Here is a 23,021-nt window from a genome sequence, read left to right as displayed (position 1 = left end):
CACTTAGGAGGATAAGGTCAGGAAATGAAAATGACATGGTCAATTCTATTAACACTCGTATTATCCGTTGGATTGCTTGCAGGTTGCGGCAATGATGATAAGTCTACTGACAGTGGTGCAGCTAATGGCGGTTCTGAAGGATCTCAAGATAAGAAACGCATTGCACTTGTTCTCCCCGAGAAGATCGGCGTGAATCCTTTCTTTGCATTGATGGACGAAGGATTGCAGAAGGCTGCTGCCGATTTCAATGTCGAAGTGAAGACGATTGAATCGACAGACCCGGCTTCGATTGAGCAAAACCTGCGTACGGCGGTTGCCGAAAAATATGATTTGATTATTACATCCACCTTCCAGATGGAAGATGCACTGAAGAAGGTTGCACCGGAGAATCCGGACGTGCCTTTTGCCATTATCGATACGGTAGTGGATTTGCCGAATGTCCGCAGCGTCGTATTCCGTGAACATGAAGCAGCTTACCTGCTTGGTGCAGCAGCTGGATTGGCTACGAAGACCAACAAGGTTGGCAACGTGGTTGCAGACGACATTCCTATTATGCATAAATATATGACCGGCTTTGCAGAAGGTGCAAAATCGGTAAACCCTAACGTTGAAATTTTCGTTAACTACGTCGGCGGTTTCACAGATCCGGCTAAAGCGAAGGAACTCGCGCTCCTGCAGAACTCCAAAGGTGCCGATTTCGTTGCAGGCCTTTCCGCTGTTGGTGATTTGGGCGTATTCGAAGCCGCGAAAGAGAAAGGCTTCTACGCTTCAGGACAAGACACGGATAACACGGGCACGGATCCCGAGCACGTTGTGCTCGCTCAATTGAAAGGTACAGACGCTGTTGTCTACGAAACGGTTAAAGACTTTGCAGAAGACAAATACTCATTCGATATTCGTGATTACGGACTGAAAGAAGGCGGCGTGGGTCTTACTTACGTTACGCATGAGAGCAAAACACCGCTTAACCCATTCATTGGACAAGACATCGTGGATCAGCTTAAGGTGATTTCCGACGATATTATCGCCGGAAAGATTAAAGTAACCAACGCATTGGAACAAAATTAGTTCTCACCTGGACCGGCTGCACATGAGCAGTCGGTCTTTCATTCAGAAGCGAAAGGAAGGCATGACTCGATGCTACTCCAGATGGACAATATTACGAAAAAGTATGGCGAGTTTAGCGCAAACCGCGGCATTGATTTTTCGCTGCGCGCGGGTGAGGTTCATGCGATTGTCGGGGAGAATGGTGCAGGCAAAACGACGCTGATGCGGATATTGTACGGGATGGAGCAGCCAACCTCGGGTACGATTCGGCTGAATGGCAAGGAAGTTTCGTTTGCAAGCCCGCTTGACGCGATTAAAGGCGGAATCGGCATGGTGCACCAGCACTTCATGCTGTTTCCTACGTTTACGATCGCCGAGAACATCGTGATCGGCAATGAGCCGGGCTCAGGTGCAGGGTTTGACCGCAATCAAGCCGTAAAGATCGTGGAAGGACTCTGCGAAAAATACGGCATGAAAGTGGACCCGCGCGCCACCGTTAGCAGCAGCGCCCCCGGCGTGCAGCAGCGGGTTGAAATATTGAAGGTGCTGTATCAGGGCGCCGAGATCATTATATTGGATGAGCCAACGGGCGTGTTGACGCCGCTTGAGGTTCAGGAGCTTCTGGATGCCATTAAACAGCTCTCCAAACAGGGAAAGAGCTTTATTCTGATCAGCCATAAGCTGAACGAGGTCCTTGATGTGGCCGATCGCATCACAGTGCTCCGTGACGGCTCCGTCACAGGTGTAGTGGAAAAGGGGAATACCGATGCCCATGAGCTTTCCCGTCTCATGGTCGGCCGTGAGCTTATGGAGCTGGATCGTAAGCCGGTCACGCCGGGCGAGAAGGTGCTGGAAGTATCGGATGTTTCAATCCGCGGTACGAAAGGAAAGCCGGTTCTGGACGGCGTCAATATGGACGTCCGTGCGGGTGAGGTTGTCGGGATTGCCGGTATTTCCGGCAACGGGCAGTCCGAACTGCTTCAGGTGATCTCCGGTCTGGCTCAGCCGGACAGCGGGCGAATTGCCGTTTCGGGCAAAAACGTAACCGGCATGTCGACAAGAGAAATACGAGAGCACGGATTAGCTCATATTCCCGAGGATCGGTATGTGTGGGGGGCGAATCGCATTGCAACCGTTATGGATACCGGGCTTATGGGTCACCATCGCCGCTTGCAGAAGGGCGGCTTCCTCAATCTGAAGGACATTCGTAAGCTGGTTTCCGGATGGGTTCAGAAGTTCTCGATCAAGACGGGCTCCCTGGAGACCAGCACGCAGTATTTATCCGGCGGCAATCTGCAGAAGCTGATCGTCGCACGGGAACTGGAGCAGGGAACTCCGTTCCTGATCGCAGCCGAACCGACGCGCGGCGTTGACATCGGGGCCATGGAGACGATTCATAGCGAACTGCTCAAGCGGCGCGAAGAGGGCACGGGAATTTTGCTCGTATCGTCGGAATTAACGGAAATCTTGAAGCTGTCCGACCGCATTCTGGTTATGTTTGAAGGCCGGATCGTGGGCGAGCTGTCGGCGAAGGAAGCGACAGAGGAGAAATTGGGACTGCTGATGGCGGGAGGAACCTTGTAATGAATAAATGGACAAAATTTACGCTTCCGCTGCTCCAGCCGATCGCCGCCATCATTGTGGGGCTGCTCGCCGGTGCCATTGCCATCATGATTGCCGGCGGCGATATCCTGCAGACTTACGCGGAGATGTGGAAGGGTGCCTTCGGCGGCATGTATTTCTTCACGAATACGCTATCCCGGGCGACCCCGATCATTCTGATCGGTCTGGGTGCGGCGTTTGCCTTCCGTGCAGGTTTCTTTAACCTTGGCGCGGAAGGTCAGATGGTGTTTGGCGCACTCGCTGCCGCATTGGTCGGATTGTACATGCCGGGTCCCGGCTGGCTGGTGTGCATCGTTGCGATTCTTGCCGGTGTTATCGCAGGTGGATTATGGTCGGTGATGGCCGGTTATTTTGATGCCCGGTTCCGGGTGAACCTGCTGATCTCCACGCTGCTGCTGAACTATGTGACGGTATTGTTTGCAGGCTATCTGGTTGCCTATCCGCTGAAAGACCGTTCGGGCTCGGCTGCGATGGCGCAATCCGAAATGCTGGATAACAGCGTGTGGCTGCCAAAGCTGATTTCCGGCATGCCGCTGCATGTAGGATTTGTGCTCGCGGTGCTGGCTGCGTTGATTATATTCGTTCTGCTGAAGCGCTCCGTGATTGGTTACGAGGTGCGGATGCTTGGCGGCAACCCGCTGTTTGCCCTGTTTGGGGGCGTTAAACGCGGTCCCATGATGCTTGGGGCCATGTTCTTCAGCGGCGGCTTGGCCGGACTTGGCGGCGCCGTTGAAATTCTGGGCTCCCAGTATCGTTATATCGATGGTGCATTATCTACGGCCGACTATGCCTGGACGGGCATTATGGCTGCATTGTTGGCAGGATCGCATCCGATCGGCACGCTGATTGCATCGATCTTTTTGGCCGCGCTGCAGACAGGCGGTATGGGCGTGGAACGGAATACGGAAGTGCCGCTTGAGGTAGGAGCGATCATCCAAGCCGTGCTGATTCTCTTTATATCCGCCCGATTCACATACAGCTTCCTGAAGCGCAGAAAGGGGAACAAATCCGATGGAACAGCTGTTTGATCTTGCTTTAATCAACTCGGCCCTCCGCGTGCTCACTCCGATCTTGCTTGCGGCCCTCGGCGGTGCCCTGTGTTCGCGCGTCGGATTGTTCAACGTCGGTCTGGAAGGCTTTATGCTGCTCGGGGCTTTCTCTGCCGTGGTGGGGAACCACTTCTTCGGCAACGTCTTTTATGCGATATTGTTCGCGATTGCAATCGTTTCGATTTTCTCTTTTATATTTGCTTATCTCAGCATCAATCTGCAGGCGAACGTCATTGTGGTCGGTATCGCGATGAATGCGTTGGCGGCGGGATTGACCACGTTTAGTTTACGGGCTATTTTTGATGTTAAAGGTGCATTTTATGATAATACGATGGTCGGGCTGCCGAAATGGAACATTCCGATTATCGAGGATATACCGGTGCTCGGTCCCATTCTGGCCGGCCTGACGCCGCTTGTCTATCTGTCGTTTTTGATTGCGGGCCTCATGTGGTATTATTTCTATCGCACGAAGAACGGCTTCCGGTTCTTGGCTGCCGGCGAAAATCCGCTCGCTGCCAAAAGCGTGGGCATCCGTGTAAGACGGTATCAGTATGGAGCCGTACTGGCGAGCGGCGTGTTATGTGCCCTTGCCGGCGCGCAGCTGTCGCTTGGACAAGTGACGATGTTTACGGAAGGCATGACGGCCGGACGCGGCTTTATCGCGCTCGTTGCCACGATGCTGGGCCAATCGGGTCCGCTTGGGGTAACGGCGGCAAGTCTGCTGTTTGGCTTTATGGATGCACTCAGCATCCGGTTCCAGGGGCTGGCGCTGCCGACGCATTTTACGCAGATGCTGCCGTATGTCGTGACGATTCTGGCGATGTTCTTCTTTAAGGACAAAAGCTTCCAGCAGGATGCGCTGAAGCAGGGATCCAGCTCCAGATAGGCGCGTATGCCGCGCCGCGACGACCTGTGATTGAAGTCATCCAAACGATAAGCGGATGCAACAGCGATCAAGCGTAAAGGAGATGAACTTGGTGCACAAAAAGGCAGAACGATTGAAAAAAATGAAGCCGGTGGCGGTGAGCAACCTGACCGAGGAGCAGCGTGCCAAACTGCCGCCGGGGCAGACGCTGACCGAGAAATTCCCCATTTTGCACGAGGGGGAGGTTCCACATTACGACATGTCGGAGTGGACGCTCAAGGTGTTCGGGGAAGTCGAAGAGGAACGGACGTTTTCTTATGAAGATATATTGGCGATGCCAACGGTGACCGTGAACGCGGACATCCACTGCGTTACCCGCTGGTCCAAGTTCGATACGGTATGGGAGGGAATCCTGTTCCGGGATTTCCTAGCGGGGCTGAAGATCAAGCCGGATGCCAAATACGTCATGTTTCATGCCGATCCCGATTACGATACGAATGTACCCATCGAGGATCTGCTTAAGGACGATGTGCTGCTGGCCTATCGCTTTAACGGCGAGCCGCTGACGGACAAGCATGGCTGGCCGCTGCGTACGGTTGTGCCGCATCGCTATTTCTGGAAGAGCGCCAAATGGCTGCGCGGGATCGAGTTTATGAAGGAAGACCGTCCGGGCTTCTGGGAACGCAACGGCTTCCACAATGAAGCGGACCCGTTCAAGGAAGAGCGGTTTAGCGGCGAGGCGCTGGATATACCCGAAGATGAATGGACACATAAGGAGTTTGACTAAAATGTTGATGCCTATCTTGCAAGTGAACTCAGAGGATATACCTGAATTTGTGATCGTCTGCGGCGATCCCAAGCGTGCGGAGACCATTTCCCGCAAGCTTACAAACGCGCGCGAGCTCGCGTTCAGCCGCGAGTACCGCACCTTCGTGGGAACGTATGAAGGCGTTGAACTCGCGGTAACCAGCCACGGCGTTGGATGTCCGGGAGCTGCGGTTTGTTTCGAGGAGCTGATTCGCGCGGGGGCGAAAACCCTGATTCGCGTCGGCACGGCCGGATCCTATCGGGCGGATACCCCCGCGGGAAGCCTTGTGGTCAGCACGGCTGCGATCCGTACGGATGGCCTGACGAAACAGCTCGTGCCGGACGGCTTTCCAGCGGTTGCAGACAGCCAGGTAGCGGAGGCGCTGTACGAATCCGCGGTTTCAATTGGCGAAGGCGTGGTGCGCAAGGGGATTACTGTAACCCTGGACGTGTTCTTTAACGGCGTTGAAGAAGTACCGCACCAGAAGTATAAAGCAGCGGGAGCGCTCGGCGTTGAGATGGAAATTGCGGCATTGTACGTCGTTGCGGCGATCCGCGGCGTTCGCGCGGGCGCGATTGTCGCTATGGACGGTTTTGCCGACGCAGACCTCGCGGCCGAGTACGACCCGAACACGAATGTGGTTGCCGACGCGGTGGAACGCGAGATTAACACGGCCTTGCAGGCTGTGGTGAAGCTGGCGAAGCAGGGTTAGTAAGGGGTAAGAAAGCCGGGTTTCCTAAAGCGTAAGCTGCAGGAGACCCGGCTTTTTATTTTGCGTGAGATGAATTCGGGGGAGTATCAGGAACTTGCAGCTGAAAATCCAGTCATACCCATCTTTACTGTTTGGGCGGCTGAACCGTGAAGAAGGGAACCTTCTCAATACCCACAGCTCGAACATAAGTGAATAGTTGCCCTTTATGGTGGATTTCGTGGTCGACCATGTTGCTCAGCCACACTTTTCCTGGGGCAACGAACCCGTTAAAGTCCAGCGGCTGCTCCAGCAGGATGTCGGACAATTCATTAAAAACCGCCGTAGACGATTCGGTCGAAGCTTGCACGATATTTCTAATGTCATCGATGGTTTCGAATTCGGTGGAAATAGAGGGTGGAGAGAACGAGCCTTTTACAATGGAACGCAGGAACATGTCTGAGGACGCCGCAATATGAACTGCTAATGCGCCCAAGGTATAGGCATTCTCCCACGGTTTATAATCCAAATGCTCGTTCTGAACGTCCTGCAGCAGATGAAGCAAGACCGTACGGTGTTTATGCCATCGTTCGAATAGCTGTTGACCTTCATGACTCATGATTTGTCCTCCTTGATCGATCACAGAATAAATTTCTTGGATGATGCGGTTTAATTTGCGGTTCATAAAACAGTTCGATAAGAAATAGCGGATTCCTTCCCTACGCGTTAAGCTATAGCCAGATGTTGAATTTAATAATTTTGGAAAAAGCAGTTGCAAAAATAAAGCGTACCGTATATACTTTGTTTAATTAGTGATTGGTCAATCAATAATGGATCGAAATGAATGAAAGGAGGGGGAAGAAATGGCTAGAGCGTCAACCTCTGCGAATCGGCGCAATGACATCGTGGCGGCAGCCATCGAAGTGTTTGCAGAAATCGGGTATTATCGCGCGACCACGGCTCAGGTTGCCGAACGGGCAGCGATATCCCAGCCATACGTCTATCGGTTCTTTACCAAGGAGTCGCTGCTTGTGGAATCGCTGGCTGTTTCCTGGGAGCGCATTGTGAAGGCATTCCAAGCGGTGATCGAATCCGCTTCTTCAGAGAATCTGGAGTTGGGTTTGATTCAGGCATACGAAGGGATTGTGCAATCGCATCGCAGCGAGATCCTGCTCCAGATGCAGGCGCAGACGATTCAGGAAGCGCCCATCCGCGAAGCGATGCAGCAGGGAATGAATGAGGTGAAGGATCTCGTGGAGAATGCCTTTGTGCGAGCGGGATTTGAGGATGCCGACAAGAAAACCTCCGATTTTCTGGCCCGGGGCATGCTGTGCAATGTAGCTATGGCGATGGATATGCCGAATATGATGCCCATAAGATAGAGTACGCCCAGGCGCGCTCTGAAGTGCCGCACCGCGCACCTCAAGACTGGTGCGCGGTGGGATAAGGGCTTTTTTATAAACAATTGTGATTGATCAATCAATAATGAATTGCTCAAGTGGTTGACTCTTTAAAGGAGGTGAATCCAATTTGGCTAAACTTCAGCTCAAATTTATGGACGGTTTCTTGGTAGCGGTTATGCTGGTAAGTGTGCTTAGCTGGTGGGACTGAGCCATCAGGGAAGATGAATGATCAGGTTAAATGAAAACAATAAGGAGGAATGAAGTATGAAGGAAGAAATACGTTCGATATGGTTTTCCAGGCACACGGTCTTGCTCGGTGTAACAGCCACTCTGCTGGTGTTGTTCTCCATGTGGGATTAATTATAGGTAAACACGCTGACTGCGTAGACGGTTGGCGTGTTTTTTTATGGGCACGAAAAAAATTTCAAGACTATCCATCAGTTTCTTTTGCCCAAACGTTATATTAACAGAAAAGACAAAACGAAAAGTGAGAGGTTGGCTAATGCAAGTATGTGATCTTTATGAAAACCTGAAGGACGATGTCCAGCGTTATGCCAGATCCATCGCCAAGCATGCTTACGAAGCGGATGATCTGGTCCAGGATGCCTTTATGAAAGCCATCAAGGAGCCGAACCTGGCAGCGCTGCCCCTTCACAAGCAAAAGGCCTGGTTCTTCAGAGTCGTCAAAAATCGCATGATCGATATTAGCCGCCGGGAGAAGCGGCTCGTATCGTGGGAGGATGATCTGGACATCGCCGAGCTCCCCGTTTCAAGCCGCAATATCGAAATGACGGAATGGCTCGCCCGTTTGCCGCAATCGCAGAGCGATATCGTGTTCAAGCGCTTTTGGCTCGGGATGTCCAGCCAGGAAATCGGTGAACAGCTGGGCATGCCGGCAGCCACGGTTCGTTACAAATTGCAAACCGCCATCAAAAAATTGAGAAAACTATGGGAGGAAGATATGAAATGAGCAGAATCATCGAGAATGTAGGGATGTTGGATCTTACGCAGGCAACGGAGGAAACCGTAACAAGCATCGAACGGATCGGAAACGTGGGCCTTGTGATATACCGGGCAGAGACGGCACACCTCCTCACGCTGTTAAAAAACGCAGGCAATATCGGCAAGACGATTGAAATCCCCGAGGGACACCGTTATTACAGCGGCACCCTGCGGCTGGACGAGGAATACTTTCAGCTCTTGGAGCAGCCGGACCGCGTATTCGTTAACGGCACGGTCATCATCGATAAGGGAGTATCCCTTGAAGCATTCCAGAATGGCACGCTGCACCTGGTGGTCAACGGCGAGGTCTATGCTCCCCGGCATCTGGCCGCTGCCGTTACCTCTGCACTCCTCAAAGTGGGAGGCGCCAGCGCGGAGATTCACGCTTACGAATACGAACCAAGGTTCGAGTCCGGGAAAGTGCAGCTGAACAATGCATATCTGGCCTCCGGCAGCGAGCCTATGGAGCTGGTTCTGAACGGCATGGTTCATCTGGATAAGGAGCTGGATATGGAGCAGTTCTCGGCCCGGATTGAAAAGATCCAAGTCAACGGCAAGGCGATTATCCATGAACATCAATCCCCTTATTTCTACGATAAATTGAAAAAGATCAACGGCTTGGTCGAGGTGATCCCGGCAGGATTCGAGCATGTAACCAAACCGCTACGGCTAAACGCAAGAAGCGTACGGCGCTTTAAAAGCCATAAGCTCTACACGAGTAAGCCGCTCATTCTCGAGGCGGACGTGACCCGGGACGCCTTCAGCCAGGCCGTGTCGGAGATACATTCCAGTTCGTTCATCATTTGCGGCGAAGAGATCGAAGATCTGGTCTGGGAGCGCTGTCCCAACCTGAATACGGAAATCGTAAGTTATGAGCGGCTGTTTGTGTTCATCAGCGGCGAGGAGACCTGGTCGAAGGATCAGCTGGCGGCTTTGGGCCAGCCGGCGAGCTTCATTGTTGACGGGACGCTGACCTTTGACGATGACGTCACCGAGGAAGATATTAGGGCTTCGATGTCCTCCCTGGATCTTTTCGGCGAAGTCGTTGTAGGGGAAAAAAGAATTAAAGGCATTTTGTACCCTTACCTTCGGGCAAACAATGGAAGTATTATAGTGAAGGGGACGGAAGAGGAGCTTGCAGGTATTGGTAATGTCGGAATGTTGTCATTATAAAAAGAAAAGAGGAATGAAACATGAATATCAATAATGAAGATATTGCCAAACAGCATGTTCGCGATCTCCGTCAGGAACTGGAACGATGCCGGATGGCAACGAAATTGCGCTCTAAACGCAATGAAGCGGCCCACGCCGCAGCGGCTGTACGTACAGTCGAGGGAAAATGGAAGTCACTGTTAAAAACCATCATGATGATGGGAAGAAGAATGCTTTAATCAGTTGAGCCGGTTAAGCTACAAATCCTAATTATTATGAATCGTCGATGCGATAAGCATCGGCGATTTTTAGTTTTTTTGCCTACCGGTAGTTAAAAAATATTGACATCCATCATCCTCCGTCTTAAAATTCTACTTATCGGTAGGTAAAAAAGGAGCGGATGACAGCGTGAAAAAGAAGGATTTAACCTCACAGCAAATCGTCGAGGCTGCCATCGGATTGTTTGCGACACATGGCATCGAGAAGACCAGCCTGGCGATGATTGCCGGCGAAGTGGGCATTACGAAACCGTCGATCTACTATCATTTTGCGTCCAAGGATGAACTGGTGGAGCGGGTCTTTGAATACATGTTCAGCGATTATCATTTCGATCATTATTTCTCCCTGACCGAAATGAACGAGCGTAACTTCGCGGAGAAGCTGTATCAAGGGGGATTGCGCATGTTTCCGGAAGAGGAAGAGGCTTTCGTGCCGGTGATGCGCTTATTGAGCGAGTTCATGCTGACCGCAAGCCGGAGTGCCAATTACGGCCAGCGGGTGGTCGCCATGCAGCAATCGTTCCTGGACGGCTTTCGGGAACTGATGCGGTTAGGCGCAGATTTCGGGATCATTGAGCGGCAACATGCAGATTCCAAGGCGTATGTGCTGGCACTGGTCATCGATAATATCACGAGTTATATCATGATGGATATTCCGCTGGACTATCAGGTGGTCTGGAAAGAAGCGGTGAACAGCGTTCTCAGGAAAGGAGCGGATCCCATTGAATAACGGGATGGAATACAGTGATCTCGGATTATCTTGGGCAGACCGAATGCTGGTATGGGCGGTGCCGCCTTTATTAGGCGCGGTGGTCGGCTGGTTTCTGCCTGCGATTGCGGATTGGGCAACGGGCCTGGCTTGGGTGCCTTTTCAAGGACCGCTGGAGCTGATCGCATCGATCCAGGGCCCATGGGTTGTTATCGTAACCGCTGTTCTGGGCCTGCTTGCGGGCATGGTGCTCTCCCACTTAGCCATTAAAGAAAGCCTTGCGGTCCGCCTGTCGGACAAGGAGATTACACTCCGCATTCATGAGGCAGAACGAACCTTTATGAGAGAAGAAGTTTCCGCTGCCTTTATGGACGGCAAGCAGCTGGTGCTGCTGGGCAACGAGGGGGAGGAGCTCTATCGCGAGAAACCGGAAGCCAAGCGGGAAACGGTGGCCGAAGCCTTCATGCGTCACGGTTATTCCTGGAGAGACCGCGATCCGTTCGCCGATCATTACGTCAGATGGGTTGCCGACACGCCGGGGCTTACGCCCAGCATGAATGCGTTATTCCTGGCGCGGGAAAAGGCCATCGAGAACGACGATCAAGAGGACGCGGCCGATCTGCGCCGGGAGCTCTCGAAGCTGGGCATCACCGTGCGCGATGACGGAAAAAGACAATATTGGTGTCAGCACGGGCAGAAGCCATAACGCCTGAGCGACTATAGCAGACGAAGCCATCATAGCGACATGATGGCTCACTAAATACCGAATCGCATAATTCCGGCTGAACGACAAGCGGTTCATTCAGATGGCAGTAGTCGCCCAGCAAAACCAGATGATCGCCATTGTCATAAGCTGATGATGCGGTCATCTTCGTTTTTATAGAAGTTTCGCGTCGCTGTGGTTTGCCATAACATTTGTCCCCCTTCTTATCGAACAAAATGGCACCTCTCCCGCTCAGTCGAACCTCCGGCAAACAATATCCCTCTATCGGCAAGACATCCGGCAGTCCTCTCTTCCCATGAGAAGTTTTACAATGAAAGCGATACCTCAGCGAAGGAGATGTCCTATGAATTTTGATCTGAATATCGTACCTTTCAGCCGTAGAGAGTCCTTCTTGGCAATTTCCCTTCTGCCCGCGGCAAAGGACCGCAGACCAGGACTTTACCTGCGAACCGTCCGCGGAGGGGATGACAAGTTTGGCGAGGCGTTTCTGATAGAGCTGCTAAACCGGCAGAACGAGCCGGTTTCCTTTGAACCTGTAGCATCACCCGACAAAATCAGGCTAACGGCCTTCGATTCGGAAGGCCACGCGGACATTTGTTTATCGGACTCCCGGACCGTCCGGTTCCGCGCGGAAGGTTGCGGCATAAGGCTTACCTTTTCCCCCGCAGCGTATGACTACGCCTACGAGACAAATCCGGACAGCTGGGAAGTGAACAGCTTCACGCACGGCTGCCGCTTCATGCTGACCCGGCTTGTTGGCCAGATGAGCATGGAGGTCGAATGGAACGAGATCAAGAGCTCGCGTGTGACCGCCGACTTCTCCGTGGACACTGCAACCGATACGGCTGAATTCGCCGTAGAAGAGTTCATGACCGTCATGACGCCGCGTACCGACTGGGAGTCCTTCGACGATGCGGTTGAAAGCGTTCGCGAGGATTATGCCAATTGGTTGAACAATACCCTGACCGTCTCTGAACGGTGGCAGGAAGCAAGGGAGCTCGCTGCCTATATTACCTGGTCCTGCGTAGTTCCGGCCGAAGGCTGTTTAACCCGCCCAGCCATGTATATGTCCAAGAATTGGATGACCAACATCTGGAGCTGGGACAACTGCTTTAACGCGATGGCCCTCGTGCGGCATCAGCCGGAGCTGGCTTGGGATCAGTTCATGATCTTTTTTGACCGGCAGGATGAGAGCGGCCTGATCCCCGACTTCGTGAACGATAAATACGAGCTTTGGAATTGCAACAAACCGCCGATTCACGGCTGGACGCTGGCCTGGATGATGCGCCGGACGGATTACATCAAGGAGGCCCAGCTGCGCGAGGTCTATGGTCCTCTAGCGAAATGGACACAGTGGTGGTTCACACACCGGGATCATGACGGCGACGGCATTCCCCAATATAACCACGGCAATGACTCGGGCTGGGACAACAGTACGGCGTTCAATAACGGCATCCCCGTTGAGAGCCCTGACCTTGCCGCTTATTTGATTATCCAGATGGAGACGCTGGCTGAAATCGCGGGTTTGCTGGGCCTGACCGAGGAATCGAGTCAATGGAGACGGAGTGCGGATGATACGCTGGATCGCATGCTCCGGCATTTCTGGAGAGACGGTCGATTCACCGCCTGCCGTTCGGGAACGCATGAGGTATCCGAGGGAGACAGCCTGCTGCTGTTCGTTCCGATTCTGCTGGGAAAACGCCTTCCCGAGCATATCCGCACGGCTCTATTGGAAGGACTTCGAGAGGAAGGCCGATTCTTGACGAGCAACGGCTGGGCGACCGAGAGCGTAAACAGCCGTTACTATAAGGCGGACGGATATTGGCGCGGGCCGATCTGGGCCCCTTCCACGATGCTGCTGGTCGAAGGGGTGGCGGCATCCGGCGATATGGAGCTGGCGATGGAGATTGCGCAGCGGTACTGCCGGATGGTCAGTCTCAGCGGGATGGCCGAGAATTTTGATGCCCTGACCGGAGCGGGGCTGCGCGACCGGGCGTTCACCTGGACTTCCAGCGTATTTTTGATTCTTGGACATGAATACACGTTATAACTGTCACGGACTAACACTTCTTCCCGGGCTTTTGGCCTTGAGGGGGAGGTGCTTTTTCCGTTTTCTCTCATTTTCCATTTGCCGCCTAATTACAAGCTCTTTGTTCGGGTTTATAATGAAAGCGGTATCACGAACGGGTTCACAGTCCTGCCTCATAGCGAACGAGTGGATGTAAGTTTCACGATACGATACGACAATAGGGAGAGTAACCATGAATCTTCAGGGGATCAAAGATCGAGTGGGCCGGCTGTTCACCGGCACCTATCACAGTATACGAACCAAGCTGCTTACTTGTTTTTTAATCGTCACCCTGATTCCGCTGTTCTCGCTTGGCGGACTTTCTTATGTTCAATCCGCTAAAGTGATTAATTCCCAGTTCGGCAAATACGGCGATAATGCCGTAGCGCAGCTGGAGCAGCAGACCAGTTCGGCATTGGAGCGGATGAAGCAGACGGCGGAGACGATCTATTCCTATTTACTGGATCCGAGCCACTCGGGAATCGGAGCCGGGACGCCATCCACATACGGCGACATTATGGAGAAGAACGACTTCGAATCGTTGTTGAAGTCGCTTCGGACGCAGCTGACAGCAGGAATTTACATCATAACGTCCTCCGGCTATTACTATGGGGAGAACAATCTGGATATGAATAAACTCGGCAATATCCCGCTGTGGAACACGAGGCCGAAGGCATATGCCGGGACTTATTGGCTCGGTTTTTATAAACAGGATCATTCCATCAAGAGCAGCGATAGCGACAATGTGCCCGTCCTTGGATTGGCGGTGCCGATCCATCACCCCGAAAAGGCTCAGGACGGCAGCATCATTCTGATCGAGGAGAACGCCGAGGAGTTGCTGCGCAGTTATGCCAAGTTCGAGGCCGACACGCATGCCCACCTGCTTATTACATCGCCGGACGGCACAATTGTGTATGAGACGGATGCTCCGTATACGCCCCGTGACAACGATGTGACCTGGTCGCGGACGCTTGACGTCAACCAATGGACCATAGAAGCCAGAATTCCCGCCAAGGCGTTCTATCAATCCTCGGGCATTATCCGGGCGAACACGATGGTTGTTGCCATCGTCTCCTGCTTGCTCGCTTTTGGCATCGCCTATCTGTTCTCCTCCCGGTTCACCTCGCGAATCCGGACCTTGAAGGACTCGATGCAGAAGGTAAGCTTCGGCAAGCTGGATACCCGTACGCCAATCGAGGGCAGGGATGAGCTGGGCAGCCTAGATATGAGTTTTAACCGGATGGTTACGGGCGTGCAGACACTGATTGGCGAAGTGGAGCAGAGCGAGCGGCTGAAAAAAGAGGCCGAGCTGCGCGCATTCCATTATCAGATCAATCCCCATCTCCTGTTCAACACACTCAACTCCATCCAGTGGAAAGCCAGGCTGGAAGGCGCGGAGGACATCCGTCAGATGCTGTATCATCTGACGATGGTGCTGGAGGGGAATTTGGATATTTCCCAGGAGCTCGTCACGCTGAACAGGGAGCTGCGCATGATCGGTCACTTTCTGAAAATTCAGGAGATCCGGTACGGCGAGGTGTTCCGTTACGAGCTGGATTGCGATGAGGCGCTGCTGCCTTATTTGATTCCGCGGATGACACTTCAGCCGCTGTTCGAGAATATTTTTTTCCATGCCTTCACCGATGGTCAGGGAGAGATCCATGTCAAGGTCGAGGAGGATCATGACGAGCTGGTGCTTACGCTTCGCGATAATGGAGCCGGCATCAAGGAGGAGAAACTCGCACAGTTATTCTCGCCGGAGATGAAGCGGAAGGGACGCGGCGGGCTTGGCGTACGGAACGCCGATCAGAAATTCAAGCTGCATTTTGGCCCTCTATACGGACTCAAGGTGCATTCGGTTAAGGGAGAAGGAACAACGATTACCATACGATGGCCGAAAAAGGAGGAGTCTTGCGATGATGAAAGCAGGGAACATTAAGGTGATGATTGCCGACGATGAGAGCATTGTGCGGAAGGGACTCCGCTCCACGGTCCCGTGGGACCGGTTCGGAATGGAGGTTGTGGCAGACAGCCCCAACGGTCAGGCGGCCTGGGAGGCTTTTCTGGAGTTTCGTCCGCAAGTGGTCATTACGGATATTGTCATGCCGGAGATGGATGGGATCGAGCTGTCGCGCAAGGTGAAGGAGGTTGCACCGGAAACCCGGATCATTCTGCTCAGCTGTCACCGGGATTTTGAATATGCCCAAGAGGGGATACCGCTCGGCGCTTCGGGATATCTGCTGAAAACCGCCTTTGAGGACGAAGAGCTCGAAGCGATGCTGGGAAAATTCCAGCGTGAGCTGTCCGATACGCCGGCCCACGGGTACGAGTTGGAAGAACAGGTTTCTGCTCACCTGTTTGCTTGGCTTAACGGGCACAGTGACCGTTTCCCTGGAGAACTCCGAAAGCTTTGCAGCCGCGTCGGGCTTGGAGAGGGCAAGCCCATCTCGCTGTATCTGATCAAAACGGCGGGCTGCAGCAGCAATTGGGAGCACCTGCTGCAGGAGCAGGGCACCGATGAGCCGGGTTTACGCAGCAGCAAGCTGATTCCTTACGGCGCGGACAGCTGTTATTGGGCCGTACCGGAGGAGTTTAAGGGAGCGGCAGACAGCCTGCTGGTGGAGATCAAGAGCCGGTGCGGGAAGCTCACCTGGAATTCGCGGGAATGTCTTCACGGTTTAATGGATGTGCAGGCAGCCTTTCAATCCTTGCACAAGGAAGCCGAGCTGGAACGGGTGTACGGTCTGAGCGGCGAGCATTGGCCGGAGCCGATCTTGCAGGCGGTTCATCTGCTGCACGAACATCCCGCGGACGAGTGGTCGGCAGCGGAGCTGGCCCAGCAGGTAGGGCTGAGCCGCAGCCATTTTTCGATCCTGTTCAAGAAAACGGTTGGCGACAGCTTCATCACATTCCAATATAAGCGCAAGCTCCGTCTCGCCTATGGTCTGCTGCGCGAAACCTCCTTAACGATGCAGGAGATCGCCGAGAAGACCGGGCTTGGCGACAGCAAATATTTCAGCAAATGGTTCAAGCGCTGCACGGGTCAAACGCCAAGCCAATACCGTGCCGAACAAAAAGGGGAATCATTGTAAACAAATGAACACCCGTCTATGCAAGTTCGAACAAAAATACGATCATCTGCGAATCAGCGCACGTTTTGAACCGCTTTCATCCGAGTTATGATGAAAGCGGTTCAATTCATATCAACTCAATACTTTAGGGGAGCTGACAATATGAAAAAGAAAATGTCATGGATCGCGTTGGTTTCGGTGATGACGTTAATGGCATCCTTGCTGGCCGCATGCGGCGGCAGCGGCGGGACTGGAGCATCGAAGCAGCCGGACGGCGATTCATCGGGCGCGGCAACGACGCTTCGCTTCGCGACCTGGGATACGGGAGATGCGCTGAAGATTGAACAAGAGATCGCCAAGAAGTTCGAGGAGTCGCATCCCGGAACCAAGGTACAGGTGGAGGCCTACGCCGACGGATTCGATCAGAAGCTGGCCGCCGGATTTGGCGCAGCCAATCCGCCGGATGTGATGTACATGTGGGATTTTCCGACGTATCACCAGTCCCTGGAGCCGCTGGATTCCTACGCGTCCAAGGATGAGGACTTGAATATCGATGATTTTTACCAAGGATTGTTTAACTACGGCAAGATTGATAATCAGCTGTATGGAATCCCGGCGGGCTTTACGACCCGGGTGGTGTACTACAACAAGAAGATGTTCGACGATGCGGGCATTCCCTACCCGAGCGATGGATGGACATGGACGGAATTCCAGGAACTCGCTCAGAAGCTGACGGATAAATCCAAGAAGCAGTACGGCTTCGGCGTTCGGGCAGAGAATGATACGTATGACCTTCAAGGGTTCGTATGGAGCAACGGCGGTTCCTTTATTTCGGAGGACGGGACAACGATTGAAGGGTACATGAACAGCAAGGAAACGGCGGAAGCCATTCAGATGCTGGGCGATATGCTGAAGAACGGCTCAGCCGTCCTGACCGGAGGCAAAGGGCAGCAGAGCGGTGAGGATATTTTCAAGGCCGGCAAAATTGCCATGTGGGAGAGCGGTATCTGGCCGCTGGAATCCTTCAGGGAAGCCGGAATCGATGTGGGTACGGTGGAGATGCCGGCCTTCGAGGGCAAACCTGTGAAGGGCGTGTTGGCCGAATCCGCGCTATCCATAGCGAAGGATTCCAAGAACAAGGATCTGGCGTGGGAGTTCATTAAGTTCTACGTATCGGATGAAGCGATCAAAATGCGCGTGGCCGATCTGCCGGTCCGGGTCAGCGTGGTCAACGAACTGAAGAAGGACCAGGATCCGCTCTACAAGCCGTATTACACGATGCTGGAGCGTTCGGACAATACGCCGGCCTTCCTGCTGAATCCGAAATGGAACGAAGTCAACCGCCAGCTGTCGGCAGCCGTGGAATCCGTCATGTTCGGCAGCGATGCCCAGGAGGTTCTGAACCAGGCGGTGAAGGATAGCGAACGCTATTTGAAATAAACGAAGAAAGAAGGTTCGCGAAAATGGCCCACACTCATGTACCTTACTCACAACAGCAGACAGCGGCCCCGAAGCGACTTGGACCAAAACGATGGGGTGGGGCCGTGCCCTACCTCTTCATTTTTCCATGGATATTCGGATTCCTGGTTTTTACGCTTGGTCCGCTGCTGTTTTCCCTCGTCATTTCGTTTTTTGATTGGCCGATCGTTGGCCAGGTGACCTTTGTCGGCATCGACAACTATGTGGAGATGTTCTCGAACGATCCGCTGTTCTGGAAATCGCTGCTGGTTACGTTAAAATTCGCGGCTTTGTTCGTGCCGCTGAACATCATCGTGGCTCTGGGACTCGCCATGCTGCTGAATCAGAAGGTAAAAGGGAGCGCGTTCTTCCGCACTGCCTTCTATCTGCCGTCTGTCATTTCCGGCGTAGCCCTCGCCATGATCTGGTCTTGGGTCTACAGCGGGGATTACGGGATCCTGAATTTTTTCTTATCGCTTGTCGGCATCGAAGGGCCGGATTGGCTGAACGATACGAAGTGGTCCCTGGTCGCCATGGTCATTGCAAGCCTGTGGGGACAGGGCTCGATGATGCTTATTTTTCTGGCGGGTCTCAAGGGCATTCCGAAGGACCTGTATGAGTCGGCCTCGATGGATGGAGCGGGCAAGATCAGGCAGTTCTTCAATGTGACCATCCCGATGATCACGCCGACCCTGCTGTTTAACCTGATTACGTCCATCATTGCGGCCTTCCAGCAGCTGACGCTGGCGCTTCTGCTTACGGGCGGGGGCCCGCTGAAGTCGACGTTTTTCTATGCGATGTACATGTACGAGAATGCGTTCAAGTACTTTAAGATGGGTTATTCCGCAGCCAACGCCTGGTTCATGTTCCTGATCGTGCTAACGCTGACGTTTCTTGTGTTTAAGTCCTCGGAGGCCTGGGTGTTCTATGAGGGCGAGATGAAGAAGGAGAAGGCGAAGCCGAAGCATGCCAAAGCAGGCGTGCCTGCCGGCAGAGAGGGGCGTTCCGCATGAAAAAAGTAATTACTTACACGCTGCTCATCTTGTGCTCGCTGTTGTTCATTGCTCCGCTCTTCTGGGCTATCACAACAGCGCTGAAGTCGCAGCAGGAGCTGTATCTGTTTCCTCCAAAATGGTTTCCTTCCGTGTGGAGATTCAGCAATTTTGCGGAAGCCTGGAGCATTCAGCCGTTTAACCTGTTTTTGAAAAATACGCTGATCGTGACACTGCTGTCGACGCTCGGGCAGCTCATATCGTGCACGCTGGTGGCGTACGGGTTCGCCCGGTTTCAGTTCAAGGGGCGGGATGCGCTGTTTCTGATCGTGCTTGCCACCATGATGATTCCGTGGGAAGTGACCATGATTCCGCAGTATATGGAATTCAACTACCTGGGCTGGATCAATACGCTCAAACCGCTGATTGTTCCGTCCTGGTTCGGTTCCGCCTACTTTATTTTTCTGCTGCGCCAGTTCATCATGACCTTGCCGAAGGAGCTGGATGAAGCGGCAACGATTGACGGGGCGGGCAAAATGACCGTTCTGCTGCGGATCATCGTGCCGCTAATGGGACCCTCACTCATTCTGGTGGCCGTGTTCCATATGATGAGCTGCTGGAACGATTATCTGGGTCCGCTCATCTTCCTGAATGATCAGACAAAATATACGCTGACGCTGGGGTTATCCCAATTCAAGGGCATGCACGGCGTCGACATGCAATCCATCATGGCAATCACCTGCCTGATCTCGATTCCGCCGCTGGCCGTCTTTTTCTTCGCGCAGCGTTATATCGTTGGCGGCATTGCCACGACGGGGATCAAGGGATAAACGATGCCGGTTGATAATAGGTATCCACGATCGATGCAGCATGATGCAATATCCGAACATAGTTGTACGTGTTCAAAAAGTCATGGACAGATGACTTTTTGAGCGACCTCTAGAAGCTTAGACCGCTTGGGAAAGGATGGAGAGACATGATGAAAGACCGTCATATAAGCCGCGACTGGGATGACCTGAGCGTGCTGGAACGGAACCGGGCGAAGAGCCGGGCCTATTTCATTCCGTTTGTGGATGAGGACGGAGCGCTCAGTTATGACAGAGGCAGCTCGGCCTGGTACCAATCGCTGAACGGGGTGTGGAAATTCCACTATGCCGAGGAGCCGGAAAGCGCTCCTGAAGCATTTTATCAAGAGGATTACGATGTATCGGCCTGGGATGACCTTCCGGTTCCGGGACACTGGCAGCTGCAGGGCTACGGGCATCCGCATTACACGGACCTGTACTATCCGTTCCCTGTGGATCCGCCGCATGTGCCAAATGCGAATCCGACCGGAAGTTACGTACGCGAGTTCGAGCTTCCGGAACATTGGGACGGCAGAAAGATTTGCGTCAAATTCGACGGGGTGGACAGCGCGTTTCATGTGTGGCTGAACGGGTCGTTTATCGGTTACAGCCAAGGCAGTCGGCTGACCTCGGAATTCGATCTGACGCCTTATTTAAAGCCTGGGGTAAACAGGATGTCCGTCCGGGTATACCAGTGGTCCGATGGAAGCTATCTGGAAGACCAGGACATGTGGTGGATGAGCGGCATTTTCCGGGATGTGTATCTGGTTGCCGAGCCGTCGGGACTTCGCATCAACGACTTCCGCGTAACGACCGAGCTGGATGAGGAGTATCTGAACGCCAAGCTGAACGTGCGTTTGGAACTGGGAGGAAGAGAGCACGGCTCCGCCCAGTTGCGGCTGTTGAATGGAGACGGAGCGGAAGTGGGATCAATCGGGAAAGACGTCGGGCACTCCGCCGTGGAGGACTTTGCCATAGAGGTAGCCGGTCCGGATTTATGGAGTGCCGAGTCACCGGCACTGTACCATCTGGTGATCACCCTACGGGATGCTCAGGGGGAGACGCTGGAAACGTTGGCGCAGCGCGTGGGCTTCCGCACCATCGAAGTAAAGGACGGACAGCTCCTCGTTAACGGCAGGGCGATCCTGCTGAAAGGGGTCAACCGTCATGACCATCATCCGGATACAGGCCGAACCGTCACCTTGTCCACGATGCTGGAGGACATCCGCTTGATGAAGCAGCACAACATCAATGCCGTACGGACGGCGCATTATCCGAATGATCCGCGGTTCTACGAGCTGTGCGACGTGTATGGGCTGTACGTGATGGAAGAGACGGATCTGGAGACCCACGGCTTCGAGCCGCTCGGCAACATTTCCCGCCTGAGCGACGATCCCGAGTGGAAGGAAGCGTACGTGGACCGCGTCCGCCGGATGGTGGAGCGGGACAAAAACCATCCGTCCGTGCTGTTCTGGTCCCTCGGCAACGAATCCGGCTTCGGCTGCAATTTCCGCGCGATGGCGGACTGGTGCCGGGAGAATGATCCCACGAGGCTGATCCATTACGAGGAGGACCGCGAAGCCGAGGTGTGTGACGTGGTGAGCACGATGTATTCCTCCGTCGAGAAGATGGAAGGCTTCGGCAAAATGACCGATCATCCCAAGCCGCATATTCTGTGCGAATTCGCGCACGCGATGGGCAACGGGCCCGGCGGACTGCGCCCCTACTTCGATACCTTTGAAGCGCATCCCCGCCTGGCGGGCGGTTTCGTATGGGAATGGATCGATCACGGGCTGAGCAGAAGGACTCCGGACGGCAAGAAGGATTATGCATACGGCGGCGATTACGGCGATGTGCCGAACAACAGCAATTTTGTCATTGACGGTTTGGTTCGTCCGGACCGGACGCCTTCAACCGGACTTCTGGAATACAAAAAGGTCATTGAACCGGTCCGTATGACGATGGGAAGACACGGTGTGCTTCATATCATGAACCGTTATGATTTCATTTCGCTGGATCATTTGCAGGCCCATTACCGGGTACTGTCCGACGGGCAGCTTGCCCACAGCGGAGTGCTGGAGCTTCCCCGCATCGAAGCAGGCACAAGTGCAGAGCTTAGCCTCTCGAAGGTTTTGGAGCAGGCGACAATAGGCGTGAGTCCTTATGCCGAGCTGTGGCTTGAGGTATCCCTCTCGCTGGCTGAGTACTGCCGCTGGGCGGAACGGGGACATGAGGTGGCGTGGTCCCAGCTTCTGCTGCGGGAATCGTCCAAGCCAGAATTCGAGTCAACGGTTGCCCTGCGGCGGGGCCCCTTGCAGATTAGCGAGGAGAAGCATAGCCTACAAGTGGGGAATGGAAGCTTTCAGTTGTCACTCAGCGCTCTCCGTTCAGGCTTCCAAGGCTTATCCCTGCATGGCAAAAGAATCATGCTTGGCGGTCCCGCGCTGAACTTCTGGCGTCCGCCGATCGATAACGATATGTACGTGCTCCCGGATTGGCGCAAAGCCCATCTGGACCGGCTCTCTGAACGGACAGATCATTTCGAATGGAAACGATTAGACCGGGAATGCGTTGAGGTACGGCGGGTTTCCCGCATTGCCCCGCCGGTATATGATTGGGGCTTCCGCTGTGAAACGACCTATATGGTCACCTCCAGCGGTCTGATGATCATGGACGTGAAGGGTGAGCCAATCGGCACGCCGCCTGCCATGCTGCCGAAAATCGGATTGCAAATGCAAGTCGCGGGCGACATGGAACATGTCCGGTGGTACGGCAGGGGACCTGGGGAAAGCTACCCGGACAGCCTGGAAGCGGGACGGTTCGGGGAATACTGCAGCACCGTGGACGGCTTGTTCACGCCTTATATTTATCCGCAGGAGAACGGGAACCGATCGGATGTCCGCTGGATCTCGCTCGCGGATGGCGCGGGAATGGGGCTTCTCGCCGTTGGCGAGCCCGCCTTGAACTTCAGTGCGAGCCGGTACACCGATCAGGATGTCGAGGCCGCGGCGCATGCCAGCGATCTTGTTCCGCGCAGTTTCATTACGCTGAACCTGGATTACCGGCAGAACGGGCTTGGCAGCAACAGCTGCGGTCCGGCACAGGCTCCCGAGCACTCAATCGAGCCGGAGCCGTTCTCGTTCCGCATGCTGCTGAAGGCTCACGCTGCCGAGGATACCGACCCGGTACGGCTGAGCCGGCGGATGCGCTCGGAAGCGGAATTATACAAGTAACCGACT

General features: G+C 53.9%; 20 protein-coding genes. 19 read left to right on the top strand and 1 reads right to left on the bottom strand.

Translation table 11 applies throughout. From position 1 onward, the window contains the following. The first annotated feature begins 24 nt into the window (after positions 1–24). The 6 genes from ACPV3A_RS23015 to ACPV3A_RS22990 all read left to right on the top strand — a co-directional run bounded on the left by ACPV3A_RS23015 (position 25) and on the right by ACPV3A_RS22990 (position 6,104). Positions 25–1,068: a BMP family lipoprotein gene (locus ACPV3A_RS23015; RefSeq protein ID WP_426201399.1), complete on the top strand. Its 1,044-nt coding sequence runs from the start codon at positions 25–27 to the stop codon at positions 1,066–1,068. Between the two features lie 69 nt (positions 1,069–1,137). After that, entirely contained in the window at positions 1,138–2,631 is a 1,494-nt protein-coding gene (locus ACPV3A_RS23010) for an ABC transporter ATP-binding protein (RefSeq protein ID WP_426201397.1), read from the top strand. Next, entirely contained in the window at positions 2,631–3,698 is a 1,068-nt protein-coding gene (locus tag ACPV3A_RS23005; protein WP_426201395.1) for an ABC transporter permease, read from the top strand. The genes ACPV3A_RS23010 and ACPV3A_RS23005 overlap by 1 nt, the downstream gene beginning before the upstream one ends. After that, positions 3,682–4,605 (top strand): ABC transporter permease, encoded by a 924-nt coding sequence (locus ACPV3A_RS23000; protein WP_113060298.1) that lies wholly within the window; start codon positions 3,682–3,684, stop codon positions 4,603–4,605. The genes ACPV3A_RS23005 and ACPV3A_RS23000 overlap by 17 nt, the downstream gene beginning before the upstream one ends. Positions 4,606–4,696: 91 nt before the next feature. Further along, complete coding sequence (locus ACPV3A_RS22995) at positions 4,697–5,371, top strand: sulfite oxidase-like oxidoreductase (RefSeq protein ID WP_194541232.1); 675 nt, start codon at positions 4,697–4,699, stop codon at positions 5,369–5,371. Between the two features lies 1 nt (position 5,372). Continuing rightward, entirely contained in the window at positions 5,373–6,104 is a 732-nt protein-coding gene (locus ACPV3A_RS22990; RefSeq protein ID WP_071221263.1) for a nucleoside phosphorylase, read from the top strand. Between the two features lie 124 nt (positions 6,105–6,228). On the opposite strand, the gene ACPV3A_RS22985 is transcribed toward ACPV3A_RS22990, so the two are convergent. Next, the gene (locus ACPV3A_RS22985; protein ID WP_194545070.1) at positions 6,229–6,699 is read right to left on the bottom strand and encodes a DinB family protein; all 471 of its coding nucleotides are present in this window, start codon (positions 6,697–6,699) and stop codon (positions 6,229–6,231) included. A 244-nt stretch (positions 6,700–6,943) separates the two neighbouring features. On the opposite strand from ACPV3A_RS22985, the gene ACPV3A_RS22980 reads away from it, so the two are divergent. The 13 genes from ACPV3A_RS22980 (at position 6,944) to ACPV3A_RS22920 (ending at position 23,015) form a co-directional block, all read left to right on the top strand. Further along, positions 6,944–7,462, top strand: a complete 519-nt coding sequence (locus tag ACPV3A_RS22980; protein ID WP_071221261.1) for a TetR/AcrR family transcriptional regulator — start codon at positions 6,944–6,946, stop codon at positions 7,460–7,462. Positions 7,463–7,985: 523 nt separating this feature from the next. Continuing rightward, positions 7,986–8,453: an RNA polymerase sigma factor gene (locus ACPV3A_RS22975; protein WP_194541234.1), complete on the top strand. Its 468-nt coding sequence runs from the start codon at positions 7,986–7,988 to the stop codon at positions 8,451–8,453. Then, positions 8,450–9,658, top strand: a complete 1,209-nt coding sequence (locus ACPV3A_RS22970; protein WP_220686341.1) for a hypothetical protein — start codon at positions 8,450–8,452, stop codon at positions 9,656–9,658. The genes ACPV3A_RS22975 and ACPV3A_RS22970 overlap by 4 nt, the downstream gene beginning before the upstream one ends. Positions 9,659–9,678: 20 nt before the next feature. Further along, a complete protein-coding gene (locus ACPV3A_RS22965; RefSeq protein WP_194541236.1) occupies positions 9,679–9,876 on the top strand; it encodes a hypothetical protein in 198 nt (65 codons plus the stop codon). Positions 9,877–10,045: 169 nt separating this feature from the next. Next, complete coding sequence (locus tag ACPV3A_RS22960) at positions 10,046–10,645, top strand: TetR/AcrR family transcriptional regulator (protein ID WP_220686340.1); 600 nt, start codon at positions 10,046–10,048, stop codon at positions 10,643–10,645. Beyond that, positions 10,638–11,330: a YqeB family protein gene (locus ACPV3A_RS22955; protein ID WP_426201390.1), complete on the top strand. Its 693-nt coding sequence runs from the start codon at positions 10,638–10,640 to the stop codon at positions 11,328–11,330. Before ACPV3A_RS22960 ends, ACPV3A_RS22955 begins: the two co-directional genes overlap by 8 nt. A gap of 361 nt (positions 11,331–11,691) precedes the next feature. Further along, positions 11,692–13,398 carry an amylo-alpha-1,6-glucosidase gene (locus tag ACPV3A_RS22950; protein ID WP_426201388.1) on the top strand — a complete coding sequence of 569 codons (1,707 nt, stop codon included), beginning with the start codon at positions 11,692–11,694 and terminating at the stop codon, positions 13,396–13,398. A gap of 211 nt (positions 13,399–13,609) precedes the next feature. Continuing rightward, the gene (locus ACPV3A_RS22945) at positions 13,610–15,355 is read left to right on the top strand and encodes a sensor histidine kinase (protein ID WP_339222177.1); all 1,746 of its coding nucleotides are present in this window, start codon (positions 13,610–13,612) and stop codon (positions 15,353–15,355) included. Next, positions 15,333–16,508, top strand: coding sequence for a response regulator (locus tag ACPV3A_RS22940; RefSeq protein ID WP_426201386.1), 1,176 nt, complete (start codon positions 15,333–15,335; stop codon positions 16,506–16,508). The genes ACPV3A_RS22945 and ACPV3A_RS22940 overlap by 23 nt, the downstream gene beginning before the upstream one ends. 141 nt (positions 16,509–16,649) lie before the next feature. Next, positions 16,650–17,927, top strand: coding sequence for an ABC transporter substrate-binding protein (locus tag ACPV3A_RS22935; RefSeq protein WP_194541242.1), 1,278 nt, complete (start codon positions 16,650–16,652; stop codon positions 17,925–17,927). A 23-nt stretch (positions 17,928–17,950) separates the two neighbouring features. Then, the gene (locus ACPV3A_RS22930; protein ID WP_426201383.1) at positions 17,951–18,958 is read left to right on the top strand and encodes a carbohydrate ABC transporter permease; all 1,008 of its coding nucleotides are present in this window, start codon (positions 17,951–17,953) and stop codon (positions 18,956–18,958) included. Beyond that, positions 18,955–19,767 carry a carbohydrate ABC transporter permease gene (locus tag ACPV3A_RS22925; protein WP_071221250.1) on the top strand — a complete coding sequence of 271 codons (813 nt, stop codon included), beginning with the start codon at positions 18,955–18,957 and terminating at the stop codon, positions 19,765–19,767. The genes ACPV3A_RS22930 and ACPV3A_RS22925 overlap by 4 nt, the downstream gene beginning before the upstream one ends. Before the next feature lie 149 nt (positions 19,768–19,916). Beyond that, complete coding sequence (locus ACPV3A_RS22920; protein ID WP_426201426.1) at positions 19,917–23,015, top strand: glycoside hydrolase family 2 TIM barrel-domain containing protein; 3,099 nt, start codon at positions 19,917–19,919, stop codon at positions 23,013–23,015. Positions 23,016–23,021: the final 6 nt, after the last annotated feature.

The organism is Paenibacillus sp. Dod16, from assembly GCF_049893405.1.
GTDB lineage: Bacteria > Bacillota > Bacilli > Paenibacillales > Paenibacillaceae > Paenibacillus_AQ.
This window is presented reverse-complemented; position numbering and strand designations above follow the sequence as displayed.

Coding starts and splice junctions, on each gene's coding strand:
- ACPV3A_RS22950 (WP_426201388.1), top strand. CDS start 11,692: ATGAATTTTGATCTGAATATCGTACCTTTCAGCCGTAGAGAGTCCTTC.
- ACPV3A_RS22980 (WP_071221261.1), top strand. CDS start 6,944: ATGGCTAGAGCGTCAACCTCTGCGAATCGGCGCAATGACATCGTGGCG.
- ACPV3A_RS22925 (WP_071221250.1), top strand. CDS start 18,955: ATGAAAAAAGTAATTACTTACACGCTGCTCATCTTGTGCTCGCTGTTG.
- ACPV3A_RS22975 (WP_194541234.1), top strand. CDS start 7,986: ATGCAAGTATGTGATCTTTATGAAAACCTGAAGGACGATGTCCAGCGT.
- ACPV3A_RS22990 (WP_071221263.1), top strand. CDS start 5,373: ATGTTGATGCCTATCTTGCAAGTGAACTCAGAGGATATACCTGAATTT.
- ACPV3A_RS22920 (WP_426201426.1), top strand. CDS start 19,917: ATGAAAGACCGTCATATAAGCCGCGACTGGGATGACCTGAGCGTGCTG.
- ACPV3A_RS23000 (WP_113060298.1), top strand. CDS start 3,682: ATGGAACAGCTGTTTGATCTTGCTTTAATCAACTCGGCCCTCCGCGTG.
- ACPV3A_RS22945 (WP_339222177.1), top strand. CDS start 13,610: ATGAATCTTCAGGGGATCAAAGATCGAGTGGGCCGGCTGTTCACCGGC.
- ACPV3A_RS23005 (WP_426201395.1), top strand. CDS start 2,631: ATGAATAAATGGACAAAATTTACGCTTCCGCTGCTCCAGCCGATCGCC.
- ACPV3A_RS22965 (WP_194541236.1), top strand. CDS start 9,679: ATGAATATCAATAATGAAGATATTGCCAAACAGCATGTTCGCGATCTC.
- ACPV3A_RS22985 (WP_194545070.1), bottom strand. CDS start 6,699: ATGAGTCATGAAGGTCAACAGCTATTCGAACGATGGCATAAACACCGT.
- ACPV3A_RS22930 (WP_426201383.1), top strand. CDS start 17,951: ATGGCCCACACTCATGTACCTTACTCACAACAGCAGACAGCGGCCCCG.
- ACPV3A_RS23010 (WP_426201397.1), top strand. CDS start 1,138: ATGCTACTCCAGATGGACAATATTACGAAAAAGTATGGCGAGTTTAGC.
- ACPV3A_RS22940 (WP_426201386.1), top strand. CDS start 15,333: ATGATGAAAGCAGGGAACATTAAGGTGATGATTGCCGACGATGAGAGC.
- ACPV3A_RS22970 (WP_220686341.1), top strand. CDS start 8,450: ATGAGCAGAATCATCGAGAATGTAGGGATGTTGGATCTTACGCAGGCA.
- ACPV3A_RS22935 (WP_194541242.1), top strand. CDS start 16,650: ATGAAAAAGAAAATGTCATGGATCGCGTTGGTTTCGGTGATGACGTTA.
- ACPV3A_RS23015 (WP_426201399.1), top strand. CDS start 25: ATGAAAATGACATGGTCAATTCTATTAACACTCGTATTATCCGTTGGA.